This is a genomic window from Pseudomonas sp. BT-42-2 (genome assembly GCF_025847435.2).
GTDB classification, from domain to species: domain Bacteria; phylum Pseudomonadota; class Gammaproteobacteria; order Pseudomonadales; family Pseudomonadaceae; genus Aquipseudomonas; species Aquipseudomonas urmiensis.
Genome location: NZ_JAOYTM010000009.1, coordinates 163,267 through 176,690, shown reverse-complemented (window position 1 = coordinate 176,690; position 13,424 = coordinate 163,267). Strand labels below are relative to the sequence as shown.

Genomic DNA, 13,424 nt, shown 5'->3' with positions numbered 1-13,424 from the left:
TGATAATGATTGTCAAATACGAAAGTTAATGAGACTCCATTCGGATTGGTTCTAAGCTCACCCGCGTGAACCGGTTCACTTCGCGCTAACCGCGCGACGCGCTGTTCCGCGCTCTGGGCAGTTAATTATTTGCCTCGCCCATCCGTTCCCCTGTGTACATCCAGCTGCCGAACCCTGCCCTCCATCCTTGCGTGGCGGCGTTCGGTGCGACTCACCCAGACACTGGCAGGAACACCCCATGACGGACGCCTTCGAACTCCCGCACTCGCTGGTCCAGGCCTTGGCCCAACGCGCCGCGCAGACCCCGGACCGGATCGCCTTGCGCTTTCTGACCGATGATCCTCGCGAGCAGGCCGTACTCAGTTATCGGGACCTCGACCTGCGTGCGCGAACCATCGCCGCGGCGCTGCAACAGCGCGCCGAGTTCGGCGATCGGGCGGTGTTGCTGTTCCCCAGTGGTCCGGACTACGTCGCGGCATTCTTCGGCTGCCTGTATGCCGGGGTGATCGCGGTGCCGGCTTATCCGCCAGAGTCGTCGCGCCGTCATCACCAGGAGCGCCTGCTGTCGATCATCGACGATGCCGAGCCGCGTTTGCTGCTGACGGTAGAGGCGCTGTGCGACAGTTTGCAGGACCTTGAGGCTCTGGCCGGTGACGCCGCGCCTGAGCTGCTGGCCGTCGACCCTCTGGCCCCAGCCCTGGCCGATCAATGGCGCCAGCCGCAGCTGGCCGGCAATGACATCGCCTTTTTGCAGTACACCTCCGGCTCCACCGCGCTACCCAAGGGCGTGCAAGTCAGCCACGGCAACCTGGTGGCCAACGAGCAACTGATTCGCCACGGCTTTGGCATCGACCTGAACCCGGACGATGTGATCGTCAGCTGGTTGCCGCTGTACCACGACATGGGCCTGATTGGCGGCCTGCTGCAACCGATCTTCAGCGGCGTGCCGTGCGTGCTGATGTCGCCGGGGTATTTCCTGGCGCGGCCGCAGCGCTGGTTGCAGGCGATCAGCGAATATGGCGGCACCATCAGCGGCGGTCCCGATTTCGCCTACCGCTTGTGCAGCGAGCGGGTCAGCGAGGCGGCCTTGGCGGGGCTCGACTTGAGCCGCTGGCGCGTGGCGTATTCCGGCTCCGAGCCAATCCGCCAGGACAGCCTGGAGACCTTCGCCAGCAAGTTCCAGGTGTGCGGTTTCGACCCGCAGAGCTACTTCGCCAGCTATGGCCTGGCCGAGGCGACCCTGTTCGTCAGCGGCAGCCGTCGTGGCCAGGGCATTGCCGCGCTGGAGATCGACGCCCAAGCGTTCGCCAGCCACCGCGCCGAGCCCGGCAAAGGCAGCGTGCTGATGAGCTGCGGCTACCCCCAACCAGGCCATGCGGTATGCATCGTCGACCCGCAGCGCCAATGCGTGCTGGGCGACAACCTGGTCGGTGAAATCTGGGCCAATGGCCCGAGCATCGCCCTGGGCTACTGGCGCAACCCCGAGGCCAGCGCGCGCACCTTCGTCGAACTGGACGGCCAGACCTGGCTGCGTACCGGCGATTTGGGCTTCATGCGCGAGGGCGAGGTATTCGTCACTGGGCGCCTGAAAGACATGCTCATCGTGCGCGGGCAGAACCTCTACCCGCAGGACCTGGAACAGACCTTGGAGCGCGAGGTCGATGTGCTGCGCAAGGGCCGTGTGGCGGTGTTCGCCGTCGATGACCAGGGCGAGGAGGGCATTGGCGTTGCCGTGGAGATCAGCCGCAATGTGCAAAAGGCGCACACGCCGCAAGAGCTGATCAAGACCCTGCGTCAGGTCATCGCCGACGCCTGCCGCCAGGCCCCGGCAGTGGTGCTGCTGCTCAACCCGGGTGCCTTGCCCAAGACCTCCAGCGGCAAACTGCAACGCTCGGCCTGTCGCCTGCGCATGGACGATGGCAGCCTGGATTGCTACGCACGCTTCCCGGCCGTCGCCGAGCAGGCGCTGGTCGCTGCGCCGGCTGATGAGCTGCAAACCCGCATCGCCGCCATTTGGCGCGAGCTGCTCAAGGTCGAGGCGGTTGCGCCAGACGATCACTTCCTGCTGCTGGGCGGCAACTCTATTGCCGCCACCCAAGTCACTGCGCGCCTGGCCGACGAGTTGGGCATCAACCTGAGCCTGCGCACGCTGTTCGAGGCGCCGCTGCTGGCCGACTACAGCGCAGCCGTGGCCGCGCTGCTCGCCGAGGGCGGACAGGGCAATGGCCGCATCGACACGCTGGGCCGTGGCCAGGCATTGGCGCAATCGCTGGCGCAAAATCGCCTGTGGCTGCTGTGGCAACTGGAGCCGACGTCGGCTGCCTACAACATCCCGGCTGGCTTGCACCTGCGCGGCGCGTTGGATGTTGCCGCCCTGGAGCACAGCTTCCAGGCATTGGTGGCCCGCCACGAATCGTTGCGCACGGTGTTCAGCGAGGTCGATGGCCAGGCCCTGCAACGGGTGCTGCTTGAGCAGCGGTTGGTTCTACAGCAGGTCGATCTGCATGGGCTGGAGGCGACTGAAGTCGCTGCCCGGCGTGAAGCCGAGGCGCAGCAGCCGTTCGACCTGATCGAAGGACCGTTGCTGCGGGTGACCCTGGCGCGACTGGATGACGAGGATCATCAGCTGTGGGTGACCCTGCACCACATCATCGCCGACGGTTGGTCGCTGAATATTCTGCTCGACGAGTTCGCCCGCCTGTACGCGGCCCGCTGCCAGGGCCAGCAGGCGAGCCTGGCGGCGCTGCCGCTGGGGTATGCCGACTACGCTATCTGGCAGCGCCAGTGGTTGGCTGAAGGCGAGGCCGCGCGCCAGCTCGAACACTGGCAACAGCAGCTGGGCGATGAGCTGCCGGTGCTCGACCTGGGCAGCGACCACCCCCGTTCCAGCCAACGCGACAAGCGCGCCGCACGCCTGAGTGTGAAAGTCCCGGCCAAGCTTGCCGACGCGCTCAAGGGCTTGGCCCGCGAGCAGCAGGCGAGTCTGTTCATGGTCCTGCTGGCCGCCTGGCAAGGCCTGCTACACCGCTATACCGGCCAGGGCGACATCCGCGTCGGCGTGCCCAATGCCAACCGCCCACGCCTGGAAACCCAGGGCATGATCGGCTTCTTCATCAATACCCAGGTGCTGCGCGCCCAGCTCGATGGCCGTCAGCCGTTCGCCCAGCTGTTGGCCCAGGTGCGCCAGGCGACCCTGCACGCCCAGGCCAATCAGGACTTGCCGTTCGAGCAACTGCTCGAAGCCTTGCCGCAGGCCCGCGAGCAGGGCCTGTTCCAAGTCATGTTCAACCACCAGCAACGCGACCTGGCGGCGCTGCGCCGCCTGCCTGGCTTGCTCGCCGAAGAGCTGCCATGGCACAGCCGCGAAGCCAAGTTCGACCTGCAGTTGCACAGTGAAGAAGATCATCAGGGCCGCCTGAGCCTGGCCTTCGACTATGCCGCCGAGCTGTTCGAAGCCAGCACCATCAAGCGCCTGGCCAATCACCTGCTGGCGTTGCTCGAACAGGTCAGCGCGCAGCCGCAGTTGGCCTTGGGCGAGGTGCAGTTGCTCGATGAGCAGGCCCGCGCACAATTGTTGGGCTGGGGCCAGGCGCCCGCGCCCGTGGCGCAGCGCCTGCTGGTCGAGCAACTCAACGAACAGGCGCGGCTGACGCCTGAACGCACCGCGCTGGTGTGGGAGGGTGGCAGCCTCGACTACGCCAGCCTGCACCAGCAGGCCAACCGCCTGGCGCATTACCTGCGCGACAAGGGCGTCGGCCCCGACACCTGCGTGGCCATCGCCGTGGAGCGTTCGCCGCTGTTGCTGGTCGGCCTGCTGGCGATCGTCAAGGCCGGTGGCGCCTACGTGCCGCTGGATGTCGACTATCCGCCAGAGCGCCTGGCCTACATGCTCGGCGACTGCCAGGCCAGCCTGCTGCTGAGCCATAGCAACCTGCTCGAGCGCCTGCCGCAGGTGGCCGGGGTCAGTACCATCGCCCTCGATCAACTGCACCTGGACAGCTGGCCAAGCCAGGCGCCGGGCCTGCACCTGGACGGCGACAACCTCGCCTATGTGATCTACACCTCCGGCTCCACCGGCCAGCCCAAGGGCGTCGGCAATACCCACGCGGCCTTGGCTGAGCGCTTGCAGTGGATGCAAGCCACGTACGCGCTCGATGACAGCGATGTGCTGATGCAAAAAGCGCCGATCAGCTTCGATGTGTCGGTGTGGGAGTGCTTCTGGCCGCTGATCACCGGCTGCACGCTGGTCCTTGCAGGCCCTGGCGAGCATCGCGACCCGCAGCGCATCGCCCAATTGATCCAGCAGCATGGGGTGACCACGCTGCACTTCGTGCCGCCGCTGTTGCAGGTGTTCGTCCAGGAACCACTGGCCGCCAACTGCACCAGCCTGCGTCGGCTGTTCTCTGGCGGTGAGGCGTTGTCGGCCAACCTGCGCGAGCGCGTCCTGCAACTGCTGCCCCAGGTGCAGTTGCATAACCGCTATGGCCCGACCGAGACCGCCATCAACGTCAGCCACTGGCATTGCCAGAGCGCGGACGGTGAGCGCTCGCCGATTGGCCGGCCGCTGGCCAATGTGCTGTGCCGGGTCCTCGATGAGCAGTTGGAGCTGAGCGCGCCGGGTGTCGCCGGCGAGCTGTATCTGGGTGGGGTGGGCCTGGCCCGCGGTTATTTGGGCCGCCCTGGGCTGACCGCCGAGCGCTTCGTGCCGCAAGCCGATGGTAACGGCGAGCGTCTGTACCGCAGTGGCGACCGCGCCCGCTGGTGGGTTGAGCAGGGTGCCCTGGAATACCTCGGGCGTCTCGATCAGCAGGTCAAGGTGCGTGGTTTTCGCGTCGAGCCCGAAGAAGTGCAGGCGAGCCTGCTGGCCCAGGCAGGTGTCGAACAGGCGGTGGTGCTGATCCACCAGGATGCCGTCGGCGCCCAGTTGGTCGGCTACTACAGCGGCGTCGAGCAAAGCGCTGCGCTGCTGGCTGCCTTGGCCGAGCGCTTGCCGGCGTACATGGTCCCGGCGCAACTGATCCATCTGGCGCAGATGCCGTTGGGCCCAAGCGGCAAGGTCGAGCGCAAAGCCCTGCCGGCACCGGTTTGGCAGCAGCGTGAGCATGTCGAGCCGCAGACCGAGCTGCAACAGCAGGTCGCGGCCATCTGGCGTGAGGTGCTCAACCTGGAACAAGTCGGCCTGCAGGATGATTTCTTCGCCCTCGGTGGCCACTCGTTGCTGGCCACCCAGATCGTCTCGCGGACCCGCCAGGCACTGGATGTCGAGCTGCCGCTGAAGGTGCTGTTCGAGGCCAGTGAGCTGGCAGCGTTCTGCGCCGCAATCGCCAGCATCCGCGAACGTGGCGAACGTAACCAGCAGGGCGAGATCGCCCGGGTCGACCGTCGTCAGGCGGTGCCGCTGTCGTATTCCCAGCAACGCATGTGGTTCCTCTGGCAGATGGAGCCCGATAGCCCCGCCTACAATGTCGGTGGCATGGCCCGCCTGCGCGGCACCTTGCACGTGGATGCCTTCGAGCGCGCCCTGCATGCACTGATCGCCCGGCACGAGACCCTGCGCACCACCTTCCCCAGCATCGATGGCGTGCCGTACCAGTGCGTGGCCGAGCACAGCGCGCTCAAGGTGCAATGGCATGACTTCAGCGCCACCCCAGCGCCGCAGCGCCAACAACGTCTGCAGGCATTGGCCGACGCCCAGGCCCACCAGCCGTTCGACCTGGAGCGTGGCCCATTGCTGCGTGCCTGCCTGGTCAAGGCCCAGGAGCGTGAGCACTACTTCGTGCTGACCCTGCATCACATCGTCACCGAAGGCTGGGCCATGGACATCTTCGCCCGCGAACTGGGCGAGTTGTACGAGGCCTTCGTCGACGACCGCGAATCGCCACTGGCGCCGTTGCCGGTGCAGTACCTGGACTACAGCGTGTGGCAGCGCCAGTGGCTGGAAGGGGGCGAAGGCGCACGGCAACTGGCCTACTGGCAACAGCGCCTGGGCGATGAACACCCGGTGCTGGAGCTGCCGACGGACCGCCCGCGCCCGGCGGTGCAGAGTCACCAGGGCGCGCTGTATCGCTTCGACCTCGATCCCGCTCTGGCCGCCCGCGTGCGCGCCTTCAACAGCGAACGTGGCCTTACCCTGTTCATGACCATGACCGCGACCCTGGCGACCTTGCTGCACCGCTACAGCGGCCAACGTGACCTGCGCATCGGCGCGCCGGTGGCCAACCGCATTCGCCCGGAAAGCGAAGGCCTGATCGGCGCCTTCCTCAATACCCAGGTGCTGCGCTGCGAGCTCGATGGCCAGATGCGCGGTGCCGAGCTGCTCGAACAGGTGCGCCAGACCATCGTTGCTGGCCAGTCGCACCAGGACCTGCCGTTCGATCAATTGGTCGAAGCCCTGCAGCCACCGCGCAGCAGTGCCTACAACCCGCTGTTCCAGGTGATGTGCAACGTTCAGCGTTGGGCCTTCCAGCAGAGCCGCGAGCTGGCCGGCATGCAGGTCGACTACCTGGTCAACGACGCCAGCGCGACCAAGTTCGACCTGTATCTGGAAGTCACCGACCTCGACGGTCGCCTGGGCTGCTGCCTGACCTACAGCCGCGACCTGTTCGACGAGCCACGCATCGCGCGCATGGCCGAGCACTGGCAGCAGCTGTTGATCGGCCTGATCGACAACCCGCAGCAACGCCTGTGCGAACTGCCGATGCTCAGCGGCGCCGAGCAGCAAGTGCTGGTCGGCCAATTGCAGGGCGAGCATGACTTCGACCTGGGCCACACCCTGCACGGCCTGTTCGCCGCCCAGGCCGAGCGCACGCCGCACGCCCGTGCGCTGACCTTCGCTGGCCAGCACCTGAGCTATGCCCAGCTCGACCAGCAAGCCAACCGCCTGGCGCGTGCCCTGCGCGAGCGTGGTGTCGGGCCGCAGGTACGCGTCGGCCTGGCCCTGGAGCGTTCGCTGGAAATGGTCGTTGGTCTGTTGGCGATCCTCAAGGCTGGGGGCGCCTACGTGCCGTTGGACCCGGAATACCCACTCGATCGCTTGCACTACATGATCGAGGACAGCCGCATCGGCTTGCTGTTGGGCCAGCGTGCGCTGTTCGACAGTATCGGCCAGTTGCCTGCGGGCGTAGCGCGCTGGTGCCTGGAAGATGACGCAGCGTCACTGCCCAGCTACAGCGATGGGCCGTTGGCTAACCTCAACCTGCCGCAGCACCAGGCCTACCTGATCTACACCTCTGGCTCCACCGGCAAGCCCAAGGGCGTGGTGGTCAGCCATGGGGAAATCGGCATGCACTGCCAGGCGGTAATCGCCGCCTTCGGCATGCGCAGCGACGATTGCGAGCTGCACTTCTATTCGATCAACTTCGACGCTGCCACCGAGCGTTTGCTGGTGCCGTTGCTTTGTGGTGCGCGGGTGGTGATCCGCGCCCAAGGCCAGTGGGGCGCCGAGGACATCTGCCAACTGGTGCGCGAGCAGCAGGTGAGCATCCTCGGCTTCACCCCAAGCTACGGCAGCCAGCTCGCCCAGTACCTGGCAAGTGTTGGCGAGCAATTGCCGGTGCGCCTGGTCATTACCGGTGGCGAAGCATTGACGGGCGAGCACCTGCAACGCATCCGCCAGGCGTTCACCCCAGAACAGTTCTTCAATGCCTATGGGCCGACTGAAACCGTGGTCATGCCGCTGGCCTGTGTGGCCCCGCAGACGCTGCCCGCCGATGCCGGCAGTGTGCCGATTGGCCGGGTGATCGGCGCGCGTACCGCGTACATTCTCGATGAAGACCTGGCGCTGCTGGCGCAAGGTGGCATCGGCGAGCTGTATGTCGGCGGTGCCGGCTTGGCTCAGGGTTATCATGACCGGCCGGGGCTGTCTGCCGAGCGCTTCGTCGCAGATCCGTTCAGCCATGACGGTGGGCGTTTGTACCGCACGGGCGACTTGGTTCGCCTGCGCGCTGACGGTCTGGTGGAGTACGTTGGCCGCGCCGACCAGCAGGTGAAGATCCGCGGTTTTCGCATCGAGCTGGGCGAGATCGAAAGCCGCCTGCAAGAACATGCCGAGGTCGATGAGGCGGTGGTGCTGGCGCTCGACCTGGCGGGCGGCAAGCAGTTGGTCGGCTATCTGCTCTGTGAGCAGGCCAATGCCGACAGCCAAGCCCAGGCCAGCCTGCGCGAAGCGGTCAAGGCGCATGCCCGCCGCCACCTGCCGGACTACATGGTGCCCGCGCACCTGGTACTGCTTGATCAGTTGCCATTGATGGGCAACGGCAAGCTCGATCGCCGCGCACTGCCAGCGCCGGACCTGGAGCAGGCGCAGCAGCACTACCAGGCCCCGGCCAACGCGTTGGAAGTGCAGCTGGCGCAGGTTTGGTGCGAGGTGCTCAACGTCGCGCGGGTGGGCGTACAGCACAACTTCTTCGAACTGGGCGGCGATTCGATCCTGTCGATCCAGGTGGTCAGCCGCGCGCGGCAGCTGGGCCTGCAGTTCACCCCGCGTGACCTGTTCCAGCACCAGACCATCCAGACCCTGGCGGCAGTAGTCAGCCACAGCGCGGCGCCAAGCGACATCGAGCAGGGCCCGCGCCAGGGCAGCACTGCGCTGACGCCGATCCAGCACTGGTTCTTCGACTGCCAAGTGCCCGAGCCGCAGCACTGGAACCAAGCCGTGCTGTTGCAGGTGCGCCAACCGTTGCAGGCGCAAACCCTGGAGCAGGCCTTGGCGGGCTTGCTCACTCACCACGATAGCCTGCGGCTGAATTTCACCCAGGTGAACGGTCGCTGGCAGGGGCATTACGCCCAGCCAAGCGCCCAGCCCTTGCTGTGGACCGCCACCGTGGCAAATCTCGACGACTGCCAGGCGCTGTACAGCGATGTGCAGCGCAGCCTCGACCTGGAGCAGGGGCCGCTGCTGCGCGCCTTGCTGGTCAGCGACGGGCAGGGCGGCCAACGCCTGCTGTTGGCGATCCACCACCTGGTGGTCGACGGTGTGTCCTGGCGGGTGCTGCTGGAAGACTTGCAGGCGTTGTACCGCGGTGAGGCGCTGGCGGCCAAGACCCATGCGGTGGGCGACTGGGCGGCGCGCCTGGCGGCCTATGCCGGTAGCGATTCGGTGCGTGATGAGCTCGATTGGTGGCAAGGCCAGTTGGCCAGTGTCCGCCACGAGCTGCCGTGTGATCATCCGCAAGGCGCCAACCTGCACCGTCATGCCCAGACCCTGGCGATCAGCCTGGATGTCGAGCAGACCCGTCAGCTGCTGCAACAGGCCCCGGCCGCTTATCACACCCAGGTCAATGACCTGTTGCTGACTGCCCTGGCGCGTACCCTGTGCCGCTGGAGCGGTGACAGCGAAGTGCTGGTGCAGCTCGAAGGCCATGGTCGTGAAGGCTTGTTCGAAGATCTCGACCTGACCCGCAGCGTCGGTTGGTTCACCAATGCCTATCCCTTGGCCCTGAGCCCCGAGCTGGGCGAGGGCGAGCAAGCCCGCGCAGGCTCGATCAAGCGCATCAAGGAGCAACTGCGCCAGGTGCCGCACAAGGGCCTCGGCTACGGCGTGCTGCGCTACCTGGCCGATGACGCCGGGCGCGAGCGCATGGCGGCCTTGCCCCAGGCGCGGATCACCTTCAACTACCTGGGCCAGTTCGACCAGCAGTTCGATGCGGCGGCGTTGTTCCAGCCGCTGGATGCGCCAGCAGGCCTGGCCCATGATCTGGACGCGCCGCTGCCCAACTGGCTCAGCGTCGATGGCCAGGTCTATGGCGGCGCCTTGCAGCTGCGCTGGACCTTCAGCAACCAGCGGTATAACGAGCGCACCATCGCCGAGCTGGCCGAGGCCTATCGACGCGAACTGCTGGCGCTGGTCGAGCATTGCCTGGCAGAGGGCAATGGCAGCTTCACCCCGTCAGACTTCCCCCTGGCGCAACTGAGCCAGGAGCAGATCGACAGCCTGCCCATCGCCGCAGCCGAGATCGAAGACGTCTACCCACTGACGCCGATGCAAGAAGGCATGTTGCTGCACACCCTGCTCGAGCCGGGCACCGGCATCTACTACATGCAGGACCGCTACCGAATCAACAGCGCGCTCGACCCGCAGCGCTTCGCCCAGGCCTGGCAAGCGGTGGTGGCACGCCACGAAGCCCTGCGCGCCTCGTTCAGCTGGAACGCTGGCGAAGCGATGCTGCAGATCATCCACAAACCGGGCAAGACCCCGGTGGATTACCAGGATTGGCGCGGCCTCGACGAGCAGGCCCAGGAGGCGCGCCTGCAGGCCCTGCATAAAGAAGAACGCGAAGCCGGCTTTGCCCTGTTGAGCCAGGCGCCGTTCCATCTGCGCCTAGTGCGTGTGGCCGATGAGCGCTACTGGTTCATGATGAGCAACCACCACATCCTGATCGATGCCTGGTGCCGCTCGCTGTTGATGAACGACTTCTTCGAGATCTACCAGGCCCTCGGCGAAGGCCGTCAGGCGCAACTGCCGGTGCCGCCGCGCTACCGCGACTATATCGGCTGGCTGCAACGCCAGGATCTCGACGAGGCGCGCCAGTGGTGGCAGGCCAACCTGGCCGGTTTCGAGCGCGCCACGGCGCTCCCCAGTGACCGTCCGCTGCGCCATGAGCATGCCGGCGACGGCATGATCGTTGGCGACTGCTACACCCGCCTGGACGTGCCGCAAGGGGTGCGTCTGCGCGAGCTGGCCCAGGCTCACCAGCTGACCATCAACACCTTCGCCCAGGCGGCCTGGGCCTTGCTCCTGGCGCGCTACAGCGGTGAGCGTGACGTGGTGTTCGGAGTGACGGTGGCCGGGCGTCCGGTCAGCCTGCCGCAGATGCAGCGCACGGTTGGCCTGTTCATCAACAGCGTCGCCCTGCGCGTGCAGTTGCCAGCACCCGGCCAGCGCCAGAGCGTGCGCCAGTGGCTGCAAGGCCTGCTGGAGCGCAACATGGAACTGCGCGAGTACGAGTACCTGCCGTTGGTGGCGATCCAGGAGCGTAGCGAGCTGCCCAAGGGCCAGGCGCTGTTCGACAGCCTGTTCGTGTTCGAGAACGCGCCGGTGGAAACCGCCGTGCTCGACCACGCCCAGCACCTCAACGCCAGTTCCGACTCGGGGCGCACCCACACCAACTTCCCGCTGACGGCGGTGTGCTACCCGGGTGATGACCTGGGCCTGCACCTGTCGTTCGACCAGCGCTACTTCGACTACCCAACCGTCGAGCGTCTGCTGGGTGAGTTCAAGCGCCTACTGCTGGCGCTGGTCGAAGGCTTCGACGGCGATGTCGCAGAGCTGCCATTGCTGGGGGCCGAGGAGCAACGCTTGCTGCTCGAAGAGTGCAACCGCACCGAGCATCCCTACAGCCTGGAGCAGAGCTATGTCGAGCTGTTCGAGGCGCGGGTTGCCGCGCATCCCGAGCGGATCGTCGCGCGCTGCCTGGAGGCCTCGTTCGACTATGCCGGGCTGAACCTGGCGGCCAACCGCCTGGGCCATGCCCTGGTCGCGGCGGGGGTGACCCTCGATCAACCGGTGGCACTGCTGGCCGAGCGTGGCCTGCCCTTGCTGGGGATGATCGTCGGTAGCTTCAAGGCCGGCGCCGGCTACCTGCCGCTAGACCCGGGCTTGCCGGCGGCGCGCCTGCTGCGCATCGTCGAATTGAGCCGCACGCCAGTGCTGGTGTGCAGCGCCGCGCAAGCCGATCAGGCGCGTCAATTGCTCGATGAAGTGGCGGGTGCGGTGCGGCCGAAACTGCTGGTGTGGGAAGACGTCCAGGGCAGCGCTGTGGCCAGCCATGACCTGGGCATTCACAGTGGGCCAGACAACCTGGCCTACGTGATCTACACCTCCGGCTCCACCGGCCTGCCCAAGGGGGTGATGGTCGAGCAGCGCGGCATGCTCAACAACCAGTTGAGCAAGGTACCGTACCTGGTGCTCGATGAGCAGGACGTGATCGCCCAGACCGCCTCGCAGAGTTTCGACATTTCGGTCTGGCAGTTCCTCGCCGCGCCTTTGTTCGGCGCCCGGATAGAGATCGTGCCCAATGCCATCGCCCATGATCCGCATGGTTTGTTGGCGCATGTCCAGGCCAGCGGCATCACCGTGCTGGAAAGCGTGCCGTCGCTGATCCAGGGCATGCTCGCCAACGAGCACCAGCACCTGGATGGCCTGCGCTGGATGTTGCCGACCGGCGAGGCCATGCCGCCTGAGCTGGCCGCACAGTGGCTGCAGCGCTATCCGGCGATTGGCCTGGTCAACGCCTATGGCCCGGCGGAATGCTCGGATGACGTGGCGTTCTTCCGCGTCGATGCGCAATCGACCCAGGGCAGCTACCTGCCGATTGGCACGCCAACCGACAACAACCGCCTGTACCTGTTGAACGAGGACCAGGCGCTGGTGCCCTTGGGCGCGGTGGGCGAGTTGTGCGTCGCAGGTACCGGGGTTGGCCGTGGGTATGTCGGCGATCCCGTGCGTACGGCACTGGCGTTCATCCCGCATCCCTATGGCGCGCCGGGTGAGCGCCTGTATCGTACCGGCGACCTGGCGCGGCGCCGGCCGGATGGCGTGCTCGAGTACGTTGGGCGCATTGACCATCAGGTGAAGATTCGCGGTTATCGCATCGAGCTGGGCGAAATCGAAGCCCGTCTGCACGAGCAGGGCGAGATCCGCGATGCGGCGGTAGGCGTGCAGGAGGGCGTCAACGGCAAGCACCTGGTGGGCTATCTGGTCGCGCATCAGGGCATCGTCGCCGACGCCGCGCTGCTCGAACAGGTCAAGCAACGCCTGCGCGCCGATCTTCCGGAGTACATGGTGCCGCTGCATTGGGGCTGGTTCGACAGCCTGCCGCACAACGCCAACGGTAAGCTCGACCGCAAGGCGCTGCCGGCGATCGACATCGCTAGCCAGCACAGCCAGGCCTACCTGGCGCCGCGCAACGAGCTGGAGCAGACCCTGGCCGGGATCTGGGCCGATGTGCTCAAGGCCGAGCGGGTAGGGGTGCACGACAACTTCTTCGAGTTGGGCGGGCATTCGTTGCTGGCGACCCAGATTGCCTCGCGGGTGCAGAAGCAGCTGCAGCTCAACGTGCCGCTGCGGGCGATGTTCGAGTGCAGCACGGTAGAGGAGCTGGCCAGCTACGTGCAGGGCTTGCAGGACACGGCGCTGGATGACGACAAGGTCGACCGGCTCAGTGACCTGATGGCCGAGCTGGAGGCGCTTTGACTGCCGGCGCCTGAGATGAAGGCTGGTTGTCGAGATCGGCCGCCAGCCCGGTTTTGTGGTGTCACAACTGGCCTCTTCGCGGGCAAGCCCGCTCCCACAGGCACCCCGTTGACCTCGAAGCCAGCGCGGTACCTGTGGGAGCGGGCTTGCCCGCGAAGAGGCCCGTGGAAGCGACAAAACTTGCTAGCCAATCACTAAATCCTCCCTGCGCTGAAGCGTTCTCCAAACGATG

Annotated in this window: 1 protein-coding gene; it reads left to right on the top strand. The window is 66.3% G+C overall.

The annotated features are described in order from the left end of the window. Positions 1–238 precede the first annotated feature (238 nt). The gene (locus OIU19_RS10820) at positions 239–13,192 is read left to right on the top strand and encodes a non-ribosomal peptide synthetase (RefSeq protein WP_264234992.1); all 12,954 of its coding nucleotides are present in this window, start codon (positions 239–241) and stop codon (positions 13,190–13,192) included. Positions 13,193–13,424 lie beyond the last annotated feature (232 nt).

Bases quoted from the DNA above. Each gene is read 5' to 3' on its own strand.
- OIU19_RS10820 (WP_264234992.1), top strand. From the start codon at position 239: ATGACGGACGCCTTCGAACTCCCGCACTCGCTGGTCCAGGCCTTGGCC.